The 22,006-nt window shown below is 28.4% G+C and carries 17 protein-coding genes; 16 read left to right on the top strand and 1 reads right to left on the bottom strand.

Annotated features, from left to right (window positions below):
• From GQX97_RS11550 to GQX97_RS11495, 13 genes are all read left to right on the top strand, one after another.
• Entirely contained in the window at window positions 1-600 is a 600-nt protein-coding gene (locus GQX97_RS11550) for a V-type ATP synthase subunit D (protein WP_157152085.1), read from the top strand.
• Window positions 597-2,456, top strand: a complete 1,860-nt coding sequence (locus GQX97_RS11545) for a V-type ATP synthase subunit I (RefSeq protein WP_157152084.1) — start codon at window positions 597-599, stop codon at window positions 2,454-2,456. The genes GQX97_RS11550 and GQX97_RS11545 overlap by 4 nt, the downstream gene beginning before the upstream one ends.
• 76 nt (window positions 2,457-2,532) lie before the next feature.
• Window positions 2,533-2,988, top strand: a complete 456-nt coding sequence (locus tag GQX97_RS11540) for an ATPase (protein ID WP_228369497.1) — start codon at window positions 2,533-2,535, stop codon at window positions 2,986-2,988.
• 158 nt (window positions 2,989-3,146) lie between these two features.
• Window positions 3,147-5,600, top strand: a complete 2,454-nt coding sequence (locus GQX97_RS11535; RefSeq protein ID WP_157152083.1) for a dynamin family protein — start codon at window positions 3,147-3,149, stop codon at window positions 5,598-5,600.
• Between the two features lie 8 nt (window positions 5,601-5,608).
• A complete protein-coding gene (locus tag GQX97_RS11530) occupies window positions 5,609-9,061 on the top strand; it encodes an ATP-binding protein (RefSeq protein WP_232473332.1) in 3,453 nt (1,150 codons plus the stop codon).
• A 4-nt stretch (window positions 9,062-9,065) separates the two neighbouring features.
• Window positions 9,066-9,617 (top strand): HNH/ENDO VII family nuclease, encoded by a 552-nt coding sequence (locus GQX97_RS11525; RefSeq protein ID WP_157152082.1) that lies wholly within the window; start codon window positions 9,066-9,068, stop codon window positions 9,615-9,617.
• Window positions 9,618-9,655: 38 nt separating this feature from the next.
• A complete protein-coding gene (locus GQX97_RS11520; RefSeq protein ID WP_157152081.1) occupies window positions 9,656-10,051 on the top strand; it encodes an SMI1/KNR4 family protein in 396 nt (131 codons plus the stop codon).
• A gap of 284 nt (window positions 10,052-10,335) precedes the next feature.
• Window positions 10,336-12,120 carry an ABC transporter substrate-binding protein gene (locus tag GQX97_RS11515; protein WP_157152080.1) on the top strand — a complete coding sequence of 595 codons (1,785 nt, stop codon included), beginning with the start codon at window positions 10,336-10,338 and terminating at the stop codon, window positions 12,118-12,120.
• Window positions 12,121-12,219: 99 nt separating this feature from the next.
• Window positions 12,220-13,617, top strand: a complete 1,398-nt coding sequence (locus tag GQX97_RS11510; RefSeq protein WP_157152079.1) for an ABC transporter permease — start codon at window positions 12,220-12,222, stop codon at window positions 13,615-13,617.
• Between the two features lie 22 nt (window positions 13,618-13,639).
• Entirely contained in the window at window positions 13,640-15,136 is a 1,497-nt protein-coding gene (locus tag GQX97_RS11505; RefSeq protein ID WP_157152078.1) for an ABC transporter permease, read from the top strand.
• Window positions 15,137-15,167: 31 nt separating this feature from the next.
• Entirely contained in the window at window positions 15,168-16,124 is a 957-nt protein-coding gene (locus tag GQX97_RS14830; protein ID WP_198391216.1) for an ABC transporter ATP-binding protein, read from the top strand.
• Window positions 16,125-16,139: 15 nt separating this feature from the next.
• Window positions 16,140-17,078, top strand: coding sequence for an ABC transporter ATP-binding protein (locus GQX97_RS14825; RefSeq protein WP_198391215.1), 939 nt, complete (start codon window positions 16,140-16,142; stop codon window positions 17,076-17,078).
• 7 nt (window positions 17,079-17,085) lie between these two features.
• Window positions 17,086-17,577 carry a prolyl-tRNA synthetase associated domain-containing protein gene (locus GQX97_RS11495; RefSeq protein WP_157152077.1) on the top strand — a complete coding sequence of 164 codons (492 nt, stop codon included), beginning with the start codon at window positions 17,086-17,088 and terminating at the stop codon, window positions 17,575-17,577.
• 52 nt (window positions 17,578-17,629) lie between these two features.
• Here the strand turns inward: GQX97_RS11495 and GQX97_RS11490 are convergent, their stop codons facing one another.
• Window positions 17,630-18,328, bottom strand: a complete 699-nt coding sequence (locus tag GQX97_RS11490; protein WP_157152076.1) for a M48 family metallopeptidase — start codon at window positions 18,326-18,328, stop codon at window positions 17,630-17,632.
• 708 nt (window positions 18,329-19,036) lie between these two features.
• On the opposite strand from GQX97_RS11490, the gene rpsL reads away from it, so the two are divergent.
• The 3 genes from rpsL to fusA are packed head-to-tail and all read left to right on the top strand — an operon-like array spanning window position 19,037 to window position 21,998.
• A complete protein-coding gene (rpsL, locus tag GQX97_RS11485; RefSeq protein WP_014933901.1) occupies window positions 19,037-19,411 on the top strand; it encodes a 30S ribosomal protein S12 in 375 nt (124 codons plus the stop codon).
• Window positions 19,412-19,425: 14 nt separating this feature from the next.
• A complete protein-coding gene (gene rpsG / locus GQX97_RS11480) occupies window positions 19,426-19,896 on the top strand; it encodes a 30S ribosomal protein S7 (RefSeq protein ID WP_157152075.1) in 471 nt (156 codons plus the stop codon).
• Between the two features lie 20 nt (window positions 19,897-19,916).
• A complete protein-coding gene (gene fusA / locus GQX97_RS11475) occupies window positions 19,917-21,998 on the top strand; it encodes an elongation factor G (protein WP_157152074.1) in 2,082 nt (693 codons plus the stop codon).
• Window positions 21,999-22,006: the final 8 nt, after the last annotated feature.

The following is a 22,006-nucleotide window of genomic DNA, read 5'->3' as shown; positions in this document are numbered from 1 at the left end:
ATGGCATTAAAGTTTCAATACAATAAAACGGCTCTTCAAAACCTAAGACGCCAGCTTTCCATTCGTGAGAAAGCTTTGCCTACTTTGAAAAGTAAAGAGGCAGCACTTCGTCTTGAGGTGAGAAAGATTACCGCTGAGATTGAATTACTTAAAGAAGAATATCAAGCTCTTGTGAAACAAAATCAAAACTATAATGGTTTTTGGACTGAGTTTCCTGAGATTGTTAAGATTAGAAATGTAAACTCTGAGCAAAAAAATATTGCTGGTGTTAAGGTTTCTATATTAACAGGAATAGATTTTGATATTGAAAATGTCAGCATGTTTAATATGCCTTCTTGGATTAGGCTTGCCATTAATATGTTTGAACTACTCATGACATTACAAATAAAAATTGAAATGACTGAGGCAAGATTAAATGCTTTGGCTTATGCTAGGAAAAAAACTACTCAGAAAGTTAACCTTTATGAGAAAGTACAAATTCCTGAGTATAAAACAGCTATAATCAAAATAAAAAGGTATATGGAAGATGAAGAAAATTTAAGTAAGTCTTCTCAAAAGATAGTAAAAGAAAGAAACAGAGCTAAGGAGGCGTCTTTATGATTAGAAAAATGAAGAAACTCTCTCTCTTTGTCTTTCATGAGGATAGGGAAAAAACTCTAAATGATTTAGCTTCTCTTGGAGTTGTGCATATAGAAATTGCTAACGGTGTTTCATCTGAAAATATAGAAAATATTGCCGCTCAGAAAAATGATGCTAATAGAGCTAAAACTATTATAAATAATGCTTTATCTGATGCTAAAAAAGCTAAGAAAGATGTATCTAATCTTAAAGCAACTGATACTAGCAAAAAAGCTTCTGATGTAATAGAGAATGTTTTACAGTTATCTCAATCTTCTGATAAATTAAAAGCTGAAAGAGATAACCTTAAAAAAGAATTATCTATTATAGCTCCTTTTGGAAGTTTTAGCTTTGATAAGATTAACAACTTAAAAGAAAAAACTTCTTATGATATATCATTTTTTAGTGCTCCTATAAAAGAGTATCAAGCTTATAATTTTGGCGACATATTTACTTATGCTATAAAAGAAGAAGCTGGTAAGGTTTATTTTGTTGCTTTCAAGAAAGAGGGCAGCGAAGAGGCAATTGCTTTTGATATTGTTAATATGCCTAATAAATCTTATGATGAATTAAAAACTCAAATATCTGAACTTGATAAAAAGATAGAAGATATTGAAAATGATATAATAAAAAATCAGGTATATATAGAAGCTATTAATAAAGAAGTAGATAATCTTAATTTACAGAATCATTTTGAAGAGGCTAAAGAGAGTTTTGTAGCTAGTGAGGTTACAGAGGGCAAGATACTTTATGTTGAAGCTTATGTACCTAAAGATAAAGAGAGCGAAGTTAAAACTTTACTCGACAGCAAAAAAATAGCTTACATAATGGAAGAGCCTACAAAAGATGATAATGTACCTGTTGAGCTTAAAAACAATAAGTATTCTTCTGCTTATGAGCTTATTACAAAATTGTTCCAATTGCCTAATTATTTCGAGATAGATTTAACTCCTATGATAGCAGTTTTCTATCCGTTATTTTTCGCTTATTGTTTTGGGGACTCTGGTTATGGTATAGTATTAACTATAGTAGCTTTGGTAGGTTTATTTACTGTGCTAAAAGGACAATTAAGAGGTATTGGTATACTTGCTTTAACACTTGGAATATGTACTACTATTATGGGTGTTATAAACGGAGGTAGTTTCTTTGGTGTAAGCATACCTTCTAATACTCAAATACCTATATTTGCTACTTTAAGTAAGTATTTAATAATTACTGACATAAAAGAAAATTGGTTCTTAACTCCATTTAATACAGCATTACTTATAGGTGTACTTCATATATGTTTTGCTTTAGTAGTTGGTGTTATAGACAGAATTAAAACTAGCTCTATAGGTGATATATTTGGAGCTGTTGGTAAACTTTTATTTATACCGAGCCTTGTTTTATGGTTCTTGGGTGATATGCAAAAAATGGAAGTTATCAAACAATTCAGCACTATATATTATATAACTATGCTTGTTGGTTTGGTATTCTTAGTAATACTTTCTAATGTTGGTAAAAAACCAGATGTATTAAACTCTATACTTGGTGTTTATTTTGCTGCAACTGGTATAATGGGGGATACACTTTCTTATATACGTTTGTTTGCATTAGGTGCTTCTGGTTCTATATTGGCTTTGGTAATAAACCAAATAGGTATGAGTTTCAAAGCTATACCGGGTGTTGGTGTTGTTATAATGGTGGTATTCCTAGTAGTTGGACATATTGCTATATTCGCATTAAACATACTTGGTGCTTTGGTACACCCTTTGAGATTAACTTTTGTAGAGTTCTACAATAACGTTGGTTTTGAGGGCGGCGGTAAGGAATATAAGCCACTTAAAAAGGTAGCTTAATTAGTTTTTATATAAATATTTAATAATTAAAAAAGAAAATAATCTAAAAAAGGAGATTTTAACTATGGGTTTTACAATGAACACAGCGCTTTTATTAGGATATATAGGAGCGGGTATAATGGTAGGTATGTCTGGTATTGGTAGTGCGGTTGGTACTTCTATTTCTGCTATGACTACTGTTGGAGCTTTGAAAAAAAACAAAGATGCATTTGGTAGCTGTCTTGTTTTAAGTGCGTTGCCTGGTACACAAGGTCTTTATGGTTTTGCTGCTTTCTTTATTATGCAGCCTTATTTGACTGCTGACATCACTATCTTCCAAGGTGCTGCTATATTGGGTGCTGGTATTGCTGTTGGTTTAGCTTGTATGGTTTCTGCTATATTCCAAGGTAAAGTTTGTGCTAACGGTGTTGAAGCTATAGGTAATGGTTATGATGTATTTGGTAACACTATCATCGTTGCTGTATTCCCAGAACTTTACGCTATCGTTTCTTTCGCTACAGCATTCTTAATCAGCGGTGTTTTAGGTGCTTAATAATTATTGATTAATAAAAGTGAAATAAATAAAATCCGTAGGAGTTGTAATAGACTCTTACGGATTTTTTTATTTTTATAAATTTTATTTGATTTTTTATATTTATATAGTAAAATATGTTAACTATATTTTTATAATTTTTTAGTTGGTGTAATAGTATGAAAGAAGTTTATTTTGAGTATAATCCTTTTACTTTGGAATTTAAATTAGAAGAAAATGGAATAAAATTTGATCCTGAATCTAAAATATATAGTTACAGCAGAGATAGTAAAAGACTCCAGTCTTGGATTCATAAATTTATTCCTGAATTATATGAAGTTATAAATGAAGATTTTGTTTTGAATTTTAAGGGTACTTCTTTTGATTATGATGATATTCAATTTGAAATAGATGAATTTAATAAAAAACATAAGACTAATATTAAATCTTCATTGCATGAAGTAAAATCAATAGATACAAGATTACATGAATTGGTAAAATTATTCAATTCTATAAAAGAAGAATCTCCTATAGATGAATTGAAAGATGAAAATATATTTGCTAGATTTTATTCTGATATTAATAAAGAATTTGAAATAGCTGTTGTTGCTACAGTAAGCAGCGGAAAATCTACTTTGATAAATTCTTTATTGGGTAAAGAACTTATGCCTTCGAAAAAACAGGCTTGTACTTCTACTATAATTAGAATTAAAGATGTTGATAATTCGGATAATATTTCAGTATTATGCAGAGATGAGAATGAAAATATAATTGATGATGAATCATACAGGTCAGATAATGCTGATATAGATATAATTAGAAAATTTAATGATGATGAAAAAGTTCATTATATAGATTTAGAGATGGATATACCATTTGTAGATACTGATACTTTAGAGCTCGTTTTACTTGATACCCCCGGCCCTAATAATTTCAGTGATAAAACACATAAAGAAAAAACTAGAAAAGTTATTAATAAATCTGATCCTTTAATTTTATATGTTATAGATGGAGTTCATCAAAGTACAGACAATAGATTATTATTAGAAGATATTTCAAAAGCTATGAAAAGGGGTGGAAGACAGGGAAAAGACAGATTTATTTTTGTTGTTAATAAAGTAGATGAACTTGATATAGATAGCGGAGATTCTATTGAACAGCTTCATAGAGAAGTGATTCAATATTTAAAAGATTTTGAAATAGTAAATCCAAATATATATTTTGTATCTGCAAGAATGGCTATGATTATTAAATTAATAAATAAAAAAGAAGATTTAAGAAATAGGCAAAATAAATCTTTTTTTGATTCTTCAAGATATTTATTTGAAGAATATGAGGAGTTTAATCTCAATCAATATTCTTCTATTTCAAAAAATAATAAATTAAAAATTGAAAATATATTAAATAATCCTAAAGATGATTTGGAAAAGATTTTAATATATTCAGGCATTCCTGCTCTTGAATTTGGTATAAAAGATTATTTAGAAAAATATGCTATGGCTGAGAAAATGGAAAAGGCTATAAAATCATTTTTATTATATATAGATGAAAATAATTTTATAGATAAAATAAATGAAATACTTGTAAAAAAAGAAGATGAAAACAGCTATATTTCAGAAACAATTATGAAAATGGAAGAACAAATAAAGTTCTGTGAATCTGCTATTCCATATTTCCGTGATAAAATTAATAAATTAGATATGTATGATAAAATTAAAACAGATTTTGAAGATATTTTTAATAATTTTTCTGAAAGGTTACGCAAAGAAATGAATATAGTATTTGAAGATACTATAAAAAAATCGTTTGGATATAATGTTCAAAAAGGAATTAATAGTGTTAAAGATAATGTGCAAAAGGGAATTGATGATCTTAAAGATGTAATTCATAGCTTATATAGCAAAGTCTCTAATACTCCTAGAAGTGCTTTAAATGGAAATGAGAATGTTATATTAATAGAAGGCAATGATTATGAAAACTACAATATTAGTATACCAGAACAAAAAGAATATACAATTAATATCAATAATATGATAAAAGAACTATTAAGTCAATTAACTGTAGAATTAGATTCTTATTTAAATGAAAATATAAATCTTATTTTAAAAAATATAATTAATGAATATAAAATAAGTATTTATAATACGCTTAATGAATTATCCATGTATAAATTTATATCTAAAGAGCTGTCAATTGAATCTGAAACTCTATTTGACAGATGCTCTATTAATGATATTAATAATACATTAAATAATTATATATTGAATAGAAAAATAGAACTAAAACCTGAGTTTAAAGATAAATGGTGGGATATACAATCTTGGGATATAAGATTATGGGATGAGTTTAATATAAAAGAGTATAATGAGAATGTTTTTAATAAATTAATAAATGATATGAGAGAGGAGATTGATAATATAACAGAGAATTCTATTGAAAATATTGATAATTTAAAGAGTTATATTTTATCAGAAATAGAGAAACTAGAATATGTTCTAAAATCAAAAAAAGAAGATTTAAAATATAAAAATATCACTAAAGAAGAATTAGAACAATTTATAGAAAAAGAAAAAAACAAATTGGCATGGATACAAGATATTAAATCAAAATTAGAAGATATTATCACTTTATAGGATTTATTATGTTAGAAGAAAATGGTAAAAAAAAAGATGTAAATACAAATCTTCAGTATCTTGAGGTTAATAAAGATTCACCTAAATTAAAGATACAAGAAGATTTTCTTAGAGATAATAGTGAACTTATAAATTCTCTAATAAAGGCAGATATTGCTGTTATGAAAAAATATTTGCCTACTATTTCTAATTTGGATATAGTTCCATTAACTGATGAGCTTAAGAATAAGGATGTATCTGATTATATAAGATTTTATAAGATTAATAGATTGGTTTTTGAGAATAATGAAAATAATCAAATAAAACTTTCTTCATTGTATCAGGCTATTTATAATACTAATTCATCAGTTATAACTATTATTGAAAGTAATGAAAATGAAATAAACTTATATATAGGCATAAAAAATATAGATGATATTAATAGCACATCATCTGCAAATAGTATTTTAAATAGCTCTAAGGAAGTATTAAAAAATTCTATTACAGGAATATTTTCAGGCACAGAACTTTCTAATGTAGATAATGATAAAATTAAACATACATTAAATAACATATCAAGAGATTGTAATATCATTTCATCATGTTCTTCTATAGCAGGGGTAAAAAAGATTGATATAAAAGATGATAATAATTCTTTTACTCAGGGTATAGAAAAATTAATAGATGCTATGAGAGGGGAAAAATATACTATTGTTATAATATCAGACCCTATAATGCAAAATGAGATATCAGCTATTAAAAGCGGATATGAGAGTATTTACAGTCAATTATCTCCTTTTAGAACAACCCATTTAAGCTATTCTACAAATGAAAGCGAAGCTGTTACAAAAACTCTTACAGAAGGTATTTCCCATTCAATATCAAAAAGTATATCAGACACAGAAACAAAATCAAAAACAACAACTTTCTCTGTAGGAAAAACATTTGGAAATAGTACAACCAACTCAGTTACTAATTCCCAATTTAATAGCCAGTCTATAGGAGAAAGCACAAGTGAAAGTATATCAAATACTGAAAGTGTAAGCAATACAAATTCATATGCTAAAACAGATTCTACTTCAGTAGGAGCAAGTGTAGGAGGCAGTGTAGGAGTAAATGCTAAAGTGGCAAATGTAGGATTGGGAGGAAGTATTAGTGCTTCAAAAGGATGGGCTACTACTAGTGGCATAGCCAAAACAATTGGAATGGCTCAAACAATTGGTACAATAGTTGGAAAGACATTGATAAATACTGTAGGTACATCAGTAGCAACAACAGTGGCTAATACAGTTTTTTCTTCTATTAATATGGGGCTTGCTAGGAGTTATGGTACTGCTAAATCGCATACCATTGGTCGCAGTGATACAGATACAAAAGATTCTTCCACTTCCGAAGGCACTTCAAAAACAACAGGTAATGATAAATCTTTGCAAGTTACTTCTGAAAACAAAATGGTTACTAATATTTTAGATAAAATAGATAGTCAATTGGAGCGTATAAATGAATGTGCAGATGTAGGAGTATGGAATAGTGCTGCATATTTTATAACAGATAATGTACAAACAAATAGGGTTGTTTCAAGTATGTATCAGTCTTTGATAAGAGGGGAAGGTTCTTCTGTAGAAATAGGGGCTATTAATTTATGGAATGATGAAAATAGAAACAGAATAGAAGTATTAAATTATATATCAAAAATGTATCATCCTATGTTTCATATAGATGACACAATGCCTAATTTTTCACCTGCTGTTACAATAAGCAGTATGGAATTAGCTATACAGGCTGGTCTTCCTCAAAAAAGTGTTGCGGGAGTTCCCGTTATAAAATATACTCCTTTTTCTAGAGAAATAGTTTCTTATGATAATATAGATGATAGAAATAGTATTAATATAGGAAAAATATTTCATTTTGGAAAAGAAGAAAATAGAGAAGTTAATCTTAATTTAAAAAGTTTGGCTTCACATACTTTTATAACAGGTTCTACTGGTTCAGGAAAATCAAATACAATTTATAATATAATATCAAAGTTTATAATAAAAAATATAAAATTTATGGTTATAGAACCTGCTAAGGGTGAATATAAAAATGTATTTGGTCACAGAAAAGATGTTCATGTGTTTGGTACTAATCCTTACCATACTGAACTTTTAAGAATTAATCCTTTTAGCTTTAATAAAAGTATACATGTACTTGAACATATTGATAGACTTATAGATATATTCAATGTTTGCTGGCCTATGTATGCTGCTATGCCTGCAGTTTTAAAAGAGGCTATTGAAAAATCTTATATTAATACTGGATGGGATTTGGATATGTCTGTAAATAAATACGGAGATAATATATTTCCTAATTTTATAGATGTTTTGAATAATTTAAAAAAAGTTATAGAATCTTCTGATTATTCTCAGGAAGTAAAAAGCAATTATACAGGTTCATTGGTTACAAGAGTTAAATCTCTTACCAATGGTATAATAGGAAGAATATTTTCATCTAAAGAAATAGATGAGAAAATATTGTTTGATGAAAATGTTATAGTTGATTTAAGCAGAATTGGTTCATTAGAAACTAAATCAATGATAATGGGTATACTTATAATGAAGCTTTCAGAGTACAGAACATCATCTCAAGCAATGAATCAGAATTTAAAACATGTTACTATATTAGAAGAAGCTCATAACATATTAAAAAGAACATCTACTGAACAAGTTAGTGAGAGCTCTAATTTGGTAGGAAAATCAGTTGAGATGCTTTCAAACTCTATTGCTGAAATGCGTACTTATGGAGAAGGATTTATTATAGCAGATCAATCCCCTTCAGCAGTGGATATGTCGGCTATAAGAAATACTAATACAAAGATTATTTTAAGACTTCCTGAATATTCAGACAGAGAAATGGTTGGAAAAGCAGCTGGACTTAATGATGATAAAATAGAAGAATTAGCAAAACTTCATACAGGTGTTGCAGCAGTATATCAAAATAATTGGATTGATAGCGTTTTATGTAAAGTTGAATATTATGATTCTATTGAAGAAGGAAAATCATATAAGATAGAAGATAAAAACTTTATAGAAAATAAATCAAGCAAAGGTAATATATTAAAATGTTTAGTACAGAAATCATTGAATGAAAATATTGATTCTAATATTATTTCTTCTTTAGATGATATTAATATTGCTGAGTCAGCAAAGATTAATATTAGGGAAATATTTAAAAGTGAAAGAATTGATAATGCAAAACTTTCATTAGCTGTATATGATATATTAAATGGCAGTGATTTATTGATTTCTAATCAGGAATATACTGATTTTCAAATATGGCATAATAATATTATTAGAGATATTGAAAATATAGATAATGGGCTTGATAGAAAATATATTTTAGAGGCTATGAATTTAATGTTAATGCATTCTAGTAATATTGGAATTTGCAAAATTGATAAATATAGTGATTGGGTTGAAAATTTTTATAATAAAGGAGTATAATTGTATGGAAAAAACATACGAAAATTTAGAATCTGAAAATATAAAAAATAAAGAGAAAGATATTATTCCTGATTTTAAAGATATAAAATCTGATGTAAGTCAAACTAGTAATATGGAAAAGTCTCCAGAAGATGCTAAAAAAATAGAAGAAAATAGTCCTTTTTCAAAAGAGATTAATGATAGTATTAGAACTAAAGAAGAGTTAGATGTATACAAAAATGCTCCTCTAAAAGAGGGAAAGGTTAATGGAAAGCCAACTCTTGAAAGAACTGATATAGACTATAATCAAATAGATGAAGATACAGGAAAAACAAATTTAGAATTAATGAAAGATGGTAAAGCCCCACTTGATAAAGACGGCAACCCTATAGAGCTTCATCATATAGGTCAAAAGCCTGATTCTCCTTTAGCAGAGTTAACTAAAGAAGAACACAGAGGAAAAAATAATCATACAACACTTCATGATTTAAAAAAAGAATCTGAAATTGATAGAGAGAAATTTAATGAAGAACGTAGGGAATATTGGCAGGCTAGAGCTAAACAGATAGAAGAATAAATAAATTATTAAATACAAAATTTAATTGGAGTTATATTATGAATAGATTAAAACAAAAACTTATTGAATTAGATATTTATAAAGATAGAAATGTAACAGATAGTAATATTAAAGAATTAGAAGATAAACTTAATTTAAAGTTAGATAAGTCTATGTGTCTTTATTTAAAAGATATATGTTTATTTAGCTATAAAGATAAAGAGTTTTTTGGACTTGGAGTTAAAGGATATAGAAACATATTAAAGGCAACTTTAGAAGAAAGAGAATTAAATGATAGTTTTCCAAAAGATTGTTTAGTTTTACAAAATGTTGGAGTTGATGGACTTTTGGTATTGGTGAATACTAAGGGACAAGTGATAGAGTGGACTCCATCAGGTCATAATAAAATAGTATCTAATAATTTAGAAGATTTTTTGCTTAATGAATTGAAATAATTATTTTTTTATATGACTTATTAAGTCCGTATTAGCTTTAAAAGGCTCTTACGGATTTTTTTATTTTAAAAAGTATTTTTTATTAAAACTAATTAAAAATTAATTGATTTTTTTATATTTTAATATATACTCAAAAATCATTAGTATAAGGTATACGTTTTATGTTTTTTCCTTTAATTTACTATTTTCCTCATCTATAAAATTCTTTTAAATAGGCAGTTAGTCTATAAATAAACATCATTATCTAAATTAAAATCATATTAATATTCACAAGGGGTATTCAAATGCATAAACAATTTTTAGTTTTATTATTTTTATTATTATTAACAATTTCATGTGGAAAATCTTCAGAAACCATTGAAAACAAAGTAGACATTAAGATTATTGCTCAATCATTTGATGAAAAATCTTTAAATGTAATGAGAGATATACTTTCAAAAAGCGGATTTAATCCTAGTATTAGTATGCTTCCAGATTATGCAAGTTTTATAGGTCAGTTGGAAGCTAATAATTATGATATAGCAATCACTAGTTGGAATACTGTAACAGGAAATCCAGATTATGCTGTAAGGTCATTATTTGTAATTGATGGCGATTATAATTTTTCTAAAATATCAAATGTACAATTAGATGAACTCATAGAAAAAGCAGCAACAGAGTCTTTTGAAGATTCTAAAGCTACATATTCTGAAATAGAAAAGATTATTATAGATGAAAATGCATATATTATACCGCTATACAATAGAGTAAAAACTCAAGCTTTCAACAAAACTATATTAGATGAAAACACAGTGAAGATATATAAAGCTGCTTCTATTAATGCAGGAGAAATATCATTTGTAGATAAAGCAAAAAATGAAACAGAGCCTTTATATATAAGCCAGTCATTATCTTCATTAACTTCTTTAGACCCAATAAAAGGAAATGATGGTTCTATTAATTTTATTAATAATCAAATGTATGTGAGAATAGTAACTTTAACTACTAATGATCAAATAACTACAGAGAATTCTCTATCATACAATTATGCTATAGCAAATGGAAATAAAGATTATTATTTTATATTGAGAGATGATATATATTTTGCTAAAGTAGAAGATAGAAAAGCAGTTAATAGCGGGGAGAGAGTTGGTGCTAGCGATGTAGTATTTTCACTAAACAGAGCTAAAGATAGAAATAGTGTTCCTAATCATAGAACATACAGTCTTCACAGCAGTATGGATAAAATTTCTATAGTAACTGATATAAATGAACTTAAAAATGCTAAAACAGCTGCAAGTGATGTTTATACAGAACTTTCTAAAAACCTACCTGCTCCTATAACTTCCCTTACTTCTTCTTCTGCTCAGGCTGATAATAAAAATGGAGTATATCAAGTAGTAAAAGTTACAACAGTAACACCATTTCCTCAAGTGCTTAATTATTTAGCACATCAATCTGCTGGTATAGTAAGTGAAAAACAAATTAAAAAAGTAAATACTTATAATGTTGCTAATTATGACCCTCAAAAAGATATTTCTTATGGTGATGAATCAACAATAACAGAGGGAAATAGCTATAATAATACTTTATACACTAGCGGACAGTATATTGCTGTTTATAAAAATGATTATGAGATAGTTTTAGAAAGAAATCCGGGATTTATGGCAGATACTGATAAATTCCCTAAAATAAAAACAATAAATATAAAATTCATAAAAGATTTAGATGCTGCTGTATCTTCTTTAAGAAGCGGAGACCTTTATATATTATATGATATAGTAGCTGATAAACTTAAAGTAATAGAAAGTGACAGCAATTTGGTTCTTCAAACAGTACCAAGTAATGCTTTAATATTTGCTTTTGTTAATATGTCAGACGGACATGTTACTAAAGATGTTAATGTAAGAAAGGCTATTTTATATTCTATGGACCAAAATGCATTTATAGCTATTAATGATGGTTATGCTTATAAGGCTTATACTACTCTTACACCATTAGTTGATACTGGTAATGTTTTAACAGCAGATAAAGATAAAGCTAAAGAATATTTGAAAGCTTATGAAGAAAGTAATGTGGCTTCTAAATAATCCTTAATAAAAAATAGTTTTGTAGGTATATATATATTTACAAAACTATTATTATTTAATTACTTAATTATTTAATTAAAAAAATATAGAGATATAAAAATGAATAATATTATTTTTTCTATCAGCAGCAATTTTGAAAAAATGCAAAAAGTATTTCTTTATAAAGCTGCATTAATAATACTTGGAATATTTACTTATATTGCTTTGTGGATAAGAAAGTTTTTTATCTACAGCAAATACAAAAGATCTAATTCTTATAAGGCTATTGATGATTATGCAGATGATGAAATAGAGATTAAAGAAAAAGAATATTATTTGCATATAGAAAAAGAGATAGAAATATTAGGTAAAAAAATAAGCGAAGAAGAGAAAAAAGAAAGGGTAAAAAAATATATAGAACAATTAAAAAAACAAAGAAATAAAAATAAATATAAAAAGTTTAAAGATAGCTTTACCAATTCTGCTGTATTAAGCAGTATGCTTGAGAATAAAATATTTTTTGTATATTCTATAATATTTTCTTTTCCTATGTATATTTTAATATATATATATTCGCATTGGTATATGAAGTATATATTTGAAAGACTTATGATGATGATATTTGTAATGTTTGGGGTAATTTTCTTAGTATTTACTATACTTTATATTTCGCCTATGGATAGTGCTTTAAATATATTGGGTCAGGATGCCACAAAAGAACAGATAGAAGCTTTCAATAAATCTTATGGTCTTGATAAGCCTTATATAGAACAATTATTTAATGCTTTTAAAAATATTATGACTTTTAACTTAGGAAAATCTTATGTGGGTAATGAGGATATATTTTCAGCTATAGCTAGAAAATTTCCTGTAACTTTGTCAATATCATTTTTGTCTCTTTTGCTTGCAATAATTATAGCAATACCTGCTGGTATAATTTCTTCTATAAAGCAGTATTCATTGTTTGATTATATTTTTATGCTTTTTGCTTTAATAGGATTATCTATACCAAATTTTTGGATAGGGTTAATACTTATATTGAATTTCTCTATTAATTTAAATTTACTTCCAGCTACTTTTTCTGTAGGAGATTTAAAATCATATATAATGCCTGTTATAGTATTGGGTACAGGTTTTTCTGCTAGTATAGCAAGAATGACTAGGGCTTCTATGCTTGAGATAAAAAATGCAGATTTTGTACTTACAGCTAGAAGCAAAGGCTTAAATGAGAATGTAGTTATATTTAGGCATATTTTAAAAAATGCTTTAATACCAATAATAACTGCTGCTGGTATGCAGTTAGGTGCTGTGTTAGGGGGGGCTGCTGTTACAGAGAAGGTGTTTAACATAAGCGGTATAGGAAGCTATATAGTTGATAAGCAATTTATTCCAGATATACCTGCGGTTTTAGCGGGGGTGGTTTATGTATCTGTGGTTGTGAGTGTTGTTAATTTGGCAGTTGATATATTATATGCTTTTCTAGACCCTAGAATAAAATCTAATATGAAAAATTATTAACAGATAAAAATAGGAAGTGAATATGGATTATAGAAAACAATTAGAAGAGAGTAAGTTTATTAAATTTAGAGAATATAGTTCTCTTAATTTTGCAATAGGAGCTTCTTTATTTGTAGGAGTTGTTATACTATTATTTTCTGTAGATTTTACTAAAAAGAGTTTTAATGTTTACACTATTTCAGCGGCATTATTATATTTTATTTCAGCTTTAATTTCATACTTGGTATTAATCAAATTAAAAAAAGATGTAAAAACTAATAATGATATATCTTCTTCTACAAGGAAATTAGGTTTTATTCTTATAGCTTTTTTAGTGTCTGCAAATATTTTTGCAGCTTCTTCTGGTTTTCATTTGATAACAAAGAAGAAAAAGCTTGAGTATATACTTATATTCGAGGCTTTTTTGGTGAATATAGCTATTATATTTGTATCAAGCATTAATTTATTTAAAGAAGTTTTGCCTGAAAATTTTTATTTTGGTATAATAATTTTAATATTAGTTTCATTATTTTTTATATTATCAATGTATTTAATTTCAATAAAAGAAATAAAACAAAACAAGAAGCTTTTTTATTTTATTTCTGCAATATGTATTTTAACCATACTCATTGGAAATATATTTTCATTTTTAGCAGGTATTACTATGATATTAAAAATCATTCATAAAGATGATGATATATCCATAGAGTTTGTTGATATATTATATAGAGTTTTTAGAAATGAAATGGCTGTAATAGGAATGTTTTTTGTAATATTTTTATTTGCTCTATCAATAATGAGTACATTTACTTTTAATTATGCTGATGCTATAGAAAACAATTATACAGCTTTGCTTCAAACGCCTTCTTTAATATATCCATTTGGTACTGATAATTATGGAAGAGATGTTTTTAGCAGAATAGTATTTGGTGCTAGAATATCTCTTATAATAGGGGTGATATCCACACTCATACCTATAGTAGTTGGAGGAGTTTTAGGAGCTTTGTCTGGATATTATAAGGGAAAAGCTGATAACATTATAATGAGAATATTAGATATATTATATTCTGTGCCTAGCATACTTCTTGCTATAGCCATTATTGCTGTATTTGGTGCTAATGTTTTTGTATTGATAATAGCTCTTAGTATTAGTGCTATACCTAGTTATGCTAGAACTGTGAGGGCTAGTGTAATATCAGTATCTAATATGGAGTTTATAGAAGCGGCTAAGGCATTGGGGGCTAATAATTTTGTTATTATATATAAGCATATAGTGCCTAATGTACTTTCTCCTGTAATTGTTAGAATGTCTTTGGATATAGGTTCTGCTGTGTTATCTACAAGCGGTTTAAGCTTTTTGGGTTTAGGAATAGAGCCTCATATACCAGAATGGGGAAATATATTGAAGATAGGAAGTGTTTATTTGGAAACTAATCCTTATATAGCTATATTTCCGGGTTTAGCTATTATATTTATGGTTCTTGCTTTTAACTTTTTGGGTGACGGACTTAGAGATGCATTAGACCCTAAAATGAAATAACAAAACAAATAAAAATTAAGAGTTGCCTATTATGAAAGATATATTAGAAATAAAAAATTTGCATGTACATTACATTAAAGAAGATGAAACAGTAAAGGCGGTCAATGGCATAAATTTATCTCTTAAAAAAGGGGAGAGTATAGGAATAGTTGGAGAGACTGGTGCTGGAAAAACCACTATGGCTTTATCTGTAATGGGTTTAATTCCATATCCTCCGGGAATTATTATGGACGGAGAGATAATTTATGAAGATAAAAATATAATTCATTGCAATGCAAAAGAGTATCAGCAAATAAGAGGAAATGGAATCTCTATGATATTTCAAGACCCTATGACTGCATTAAACCCTGCTATGACAGTTGAAAAGCAGTTAATGGAAGTTTTGGATAGTCATAAAAGCAATATGAGTAGGGGTGAGAAGCTTGATACTATTATAGAGCTTCTTGAATTGGTTGGTGTTCAAAGGGATAGATTAAAAGAATATCCTCATCAATTTTCCGGCGGTATGAAGCAGAGGGTTGTTATTGCCATGTCTTTACTTTTGAAACCTAAAATACTAATAGCTGATGAGCCTACTACTGCTTTAGATGTAACCATACAGGCACAGGTATTAAATATAATAAATAATCTTAAAGAAAAATTTGATATGTCGCTTATACTTATTACGCATGATTTAGGTGTTGTGGCAGAGAGTTGTGATAGAGTTTTTATAATGTATGCGGGAGAAATTGTTGAAAGCGGTTCTGTTAAAGAAGTTTATTTAAATACAAAGCACCCATATACTAAAGGATTATTTAATTCTATACCAAGACTTGATGTTGATAATGAGAGGCTTATACCTATAGAAGGAGATATGGTTAATCCTGCTGATTTGCCAAGCGGATGTTATTTTAATCCTAGGTGCAAATATAAAAAAGATATATGTATAGAGAAGAAGCCTAATATAATGGGTGATAATCATCAATATAAATGTCATTTTAATTTTTAAGGGAAGTTATTATTTATGTTTATTGAAACCAAGAATCTATATAAATATTTTGATACGCCAAAGGGTAAATTGCATGCTGTTGATAATGTTAATTTAAGTATTAAAGAGGGGGAAACGCTTGGAGTTGTGGGAGAGTCTGGCTGCGGAAAAAGCACTTTGGGAAGGGTGATTTTGAGATTGCATGAGGCTGACAGCGGTAATATATATTATAACGGCATGGATATAACAAAATTAAATAATGATGATATGAGAAAGATGAGAAGATTCATGCAGATAATATTTCAAGACCCTTATTCATCTTTAAATCCTAGATATACAGTAGCAGAGATAATTTCTGAGCCTTTAAGTTTTTTTAAGATATATGATAATGCGAGAGATAGAAAAGCGAGAGTAGAAGAGATTATGGATATAGTAGGTCTTAGTAAGAGAAGCTATAACATGTATCCGCATGAGTTTGATGGGGGAAGAAGACAGAGAATAGTTATAGCAAGAACTTTATCTATTAATCCAAAGTTTATAGTTTGCGATGAACCTGTTAGTGCATTAGATGTTTCAATACAGGCACAAATAATTAATTTGCTTATGGACTTGCAAAAAGAATTAAAATTAACTTATATGTTTATATCTCATGATTTATCTGTTATAAAACATATATCAAACAATATATCGGTTATGTATTTAGGCGAGATAATAGAAAGCTGTGATAAAAAAACTTTGTTTGAAAATCCTAAACACCCATACACTAAAGCATTACTTTCAGCTATTCCAACTATTGATTTAAATAAGAAAAAAGATAGAATATTGCTTAGAGGTGAAGTTACTTCTCCTATAAATCCTAAAAAAGGATGCAGATTTTATAGTAGATGTCCTTATGCTGAAGATGGTTGTTTGTCTGATAATGTAAAATTAAGAGATATTGGAAATAATCACTTAGTTTCATGCATAAAAGGTTAGGTTAAATATGAGTTCTAAAGAAGAGATTTATAATATTTTAAAAGAGAATAATATTAATTATGAAGCAGTTGAGCATAAAGCAGTTTATACTATGGAAGAGATGCTTGAGCTTGAACTTGATAAAAAAGGAAGAATAATAAAAAATATTTTTTTGTTTTGCAGAAAGACAAAGAGATATTTTTTAATAATAATGGAAGAATCTAAAAGACTTAATTTGAAAGATTTAAGTTCAAAATTGCAGGCAAAGCTTACATTTGCAAGCGAAGAAGATTTGAATAAGTATCTTAGTTTAAGTAAGGGAGCTGTATCTCCTTTTGGGCTTTTATATGATAAAGATGGAATAGTTAATTTAGTGATAGATAGAGATTTAGTGTTGCCTAAAACTAATAATATAATAGGAATCCATCCATGTGATAATACTGCTACTGTTTTTCTTGAGTATGCAGATTTAATAAAATTAATAAAGAATAAAAATAATATAGAAATAATAGATATTTAAAATATTATCAGGATTTTTTAGGTAATCATTTCAATATATAGATATACTAATTTTATTTGTTTTTGAAAAAATTATTTAAAATTTCTTTTTCTTTAGTCCACTCAGGCATATAAAGACTAACAATATTATAAAATTTTTTACTGTGATTAGGTTCTATTAGATGTGCTAATTCATGAACTACTATATATTCTGATGCATTAACTGGGTATTTTATAAGCTCCAGATTAAAAGTGATATGCTTTTTTGAAACATCGCATGACCCCCATTTACTTTTAAGTTTTTTTACACTAAAAGAATTTATTTCTAAACTCATTATGCTGCAATATTTTTTTAGAAGACTTTCAAACAATTTTAAAGCCTCTTTTTTGTACCAAGTGTCAAGAAGTATATGCTTTTTTCTTATATTAAAATTTTTATAGTTTTCATCATCTTTTATATTAATTTGCATATACATTATTTTTCCGTATATTGTTATATTTTCTTCTTTCGAAGTTATTACCTTAAGCATGTATCTTTTTCCAAGATAATAAATCTCTTCACCATTTATTAATTCTTTTTTGCTTATATCATAAATATTTTTTTCTTTTAATTCTTTTTTCTTCTCTTCTATCCAATCTTTTCTTTTTTCTATAAGACCATATATATACTCTTTACTCACTCTTTTAGGTGCCGTTACATATATATTAAAATCTTCCTTTACTCTTATATAAATATTTTTTATTTTTTTATGTTTTATTATTATATTGTTCATTTATAATCTACTTTATCTTTTTATCACTGTAATTAGAATATATATATTTAAACCTATTTCAAACGAAATATGCCAAAAATCTTTTATACCATCGCACTTTATTTTTATCATAGCCTCATTATATTTTGTAAAAAAATCGATGCATATATTAAATACAAAATACATCACTAATAAAAAATTATTTCAATAATACATTATTTATCATATATATAATTTGTACATAATCATTAATATTTATAGGTTTATTTACAACCTAGAGTTTAAAAATATTTTTTGCTGAGCTTCATACCATTTAATGGCTGTTCTATTAGTATAAGCACTTTTTATATTAGATGAAGTAGTCCATATAGCAGTTTCCTTTTCTAAAACAACAGAATCAATAGGTGTCCATTTAATTTAGACACTATTTTAACATTTTCATATATATTATTTTATTTTAATGTGGTTTTATTGAGTGTATTTTAAAAAAAATTCTAAAATTCGCTAAAAAAGTATTGATTTTTTTATTTTGTTGGTTTATAATTTTCTAACTTTCAGAGAAGCGATTAAAGCGTTTAGTATTAGTTTTCTTTACAATTATGTAGATAAATACTATAAAAGCTCGGCTGTTACAAGCTGTTTCGTTTGAAGATATAATTTTAATATATATAAATCCTTTTTAATAAAGGGTAAAAATAAAAAAATAAAAGATTAGAGGTTTTGTATTGTATGCCTACAATTAATCAATTAGTAAGAAAAGGTCGTAAACGTATAGTAAATAAGACTAAATCACCTGCATTAATGAAATGTCCGCAAAGAGAAGGTGTTTGTACTCGTGTAACAACAACTACACCCAAAAAACCTAACTCAGCTATGCGTAAAATAGCTCGTGTAAGAATAACAAACGGTATGGAAGTAACAGCATATATACCTGGTATAGACCATACTTTACAAGAACACAACCGTGTACTTATAAGAGGCGGAAGGGTTAAGGACTTACCTGGTTGTCGTTATCACATAGTTAGAGGAAGTCGTGAAGCTTCTGGTGTAGAGAAGAGAATGAAAGCTAGAAGTAAATATGGTACTAAAAAACCTAAGGCTTAATGGAGTGAATTAATATGGCAAGAAGAAGAAGAGCACAAACAAGAAAGATAAATGCTGACCCAATTTATGGCAGTGTTGTTATAAGTAAATTCATAAACAAATTAATGTATGACGGCAAAAAAAGTAAAGCTGAAAACATTTTTTATAAAGCTATGGATTTGGTAAAAGAGAAAACAGGTAAAGAGGGTTTAGAGGCTTTTAATGAAGCTATTAACAACATAAAACCGCAAGTAGAAGTAAAATCAAGAAGAGTTGGAGGTTCTACTTATCAGGTACCTGTTGAAGTTAGGCCAGACAGACAAAACTCATTAGCATTCACATGGCTTATAGACGCTTCAAGAAAAAGAGGTGGAAGAAGCATGATAGAGCGTTTATCAAATGAAATAGCTGATGCGATAGAAGGTAAAGGTCAGGCAGTTGCTAAGAGAGATACAGTACATAGAATGGCTGAAGGTAACAAAGCATTTGCCCACTTTAGGTGGTAATGTTTAAGGGAGAAAAATAAGTGGCACGTCAAATTTCGTTAGAAAATACACGTAATATTGGTATTATGGCTCACATCGATGCTGGTAAGACTACTTTAAGTGAGCGTATTTTATATTTCACAGGAAAGACACATAAAATAGGTGAGGTTCATGAAGGTGCAGCTGAAATGGACTGGATGGAGCAGGAGAGAGAAAGAGGTATTACAATTACTTCTGCTGCAACTACTTGTTTTTGGCATGGTCATAGAATTAACTTAATAGATACTCCGGGGCACGTTGACTTTACTGCTGAGGTAGAAAGGTCTTTAAGAGTATTAGACAGTGCTGTTGGAGTTTTTTGTTCTGTAGGCGGTGTTCAGCCTCAAAGTGAAACAGTATGGAGACAAGCAAGTAACTATAAAATCCCAAGAGCTATTTTTGTTAATAAAATGGACAGGATTGGTGCTAACTTCTACGCTGTTTTAGATCAAACAAGAGATAGATTAAAAGCAAACAGTCACCCAGTAGTTATACCTATAGGTGCAGAAAGCAATTTCGAGGGTGTTGTTGACTTAGTAAAAATGAAAGAAATAGTTTGGGTATCTGAAGACGGTATGAAGATGGAAGAGAGAGAAATTAGACCTGAACTAAAAGAACAAGCAGAAAAATATAGAGATGAATTATTAGAAGCTATTGTTGAATATGATGAAGAAGCTATGACTAAGTACTTTGAAGGTGAGGAAATAGATATTCCTACAATAAAAAGACTTATAAGAACAGCTACATTAACAGCAGATTTCTTCCCAATGTTCTGCGGTACAGCTTTCAAAAACAAAGGTATTCAAGTATTAATAGATGCTGTAGTTGATTATTTACCATCTCCTATAGATAAACCAGAAATAGAAGGTACAGATTTAGATGGTAATGTTGTAAAAAGAAAAGTAGCAGACGATGAAAAATTCAGTGCATTAGCATTTAAAATAATGACAGATCCGCACGTAGGAAAAATAGCATTCTTAAGAGTTTACTCAGGAATATTAGAAGCTGGTTCTTATGTATATAATGCTACAAAAGGTAAAAGAGAGCGTATCGGAAGAATACTTCAGATGCATGCTAACAAAAGAGAAGAGATTGAACAAGTATATTGTGGTGATATAGCAGCAGCAGTAGGACTTAAAGAAACTACAACAGGTGATACATTATGTCCAGAAAATGCTCCTATCATCTTAGAATCAATCAACTTCCCAGAGCCAGTAATTAACGTTGCTATAGAGCCTAAAACAAAAGGTGATAGAGATAAAATGTCTATAGCTTTATCAAGACTTGCTGAAGAAGACCCAACATTCAGAGTTAGTTTTGATGAAGAAACAGGTCAAACAATCATCGCAGGTATGGGTGAGCTTCATTTAGAGATTATCTGTGATAGAATGAAAAGAGAATACAAAGTTGAGGCAAATGTAGGTCGTCCTCAAGTATCTTACAGAGAAGGTATTAAGAAGACAGTTGAAGTTGAAGGTAAGTTTGTACGTCAGTCTGGCGGTAAAGGTCAGTACGGTGATGTATGGTTGAGAATTGGACCTAATGAGCCTAATGCAGGATTCAAGTTTAACAATGAAATCGTTGGCGGTGTTGTTCCAAAAGAATATATCCCGGCTGTAGAGAAAGGTTGTGTTGAGGCTATGAATACAGGTGTTCTTGCTAACTATCCTATGCTAGACGTTATAGTATCAGCATTTGATGGTTCATTCCACCCAGTAGATTCATCAGAAATGGCATTCAAAATTGCTGCTTCAATGGGTTTCAAAGATGGATGTAAAAAAGCAGACCCTTATTTATTAGAGCCTATGATGAGTGTAGAAGTTGTAACACCAGAAGATTATATGGGTGATATTATCGGTGACTTAGCTTCAAGAAGAGGACAGGTTCACGGATTTACAGATAAGTCTGGCTACAAATCTATCAATGCTACAGTACCTCTTGCAGAGATGTTTGGTTATACAACAAGTATAAGAAACGTATCACAAGGTAGAGCAAGCTACACAATGCAGTTCTCACACTACGAAGAAGTACCTAAGAATGTAGCAGAAGAGATAATAGGTGCTAGAATGGGTAACACTAAATAATTAAGAGA

The organism is Brachyspira sp. SAP_772 (assembly GCF_009755885.1).
In the GTDB taxonomy this organism is placed as follows: domain Bacteria; phylum Spirochaetota; class Brachyspiria; order Brachyspirales; family Brachyspiraceae; genus Brachyspira.
The sequence above is the reverse complement of the archived record's forward strand: the minus strand, read 5'-3'. Positions and strand labels throughout refer to the sequence as shown.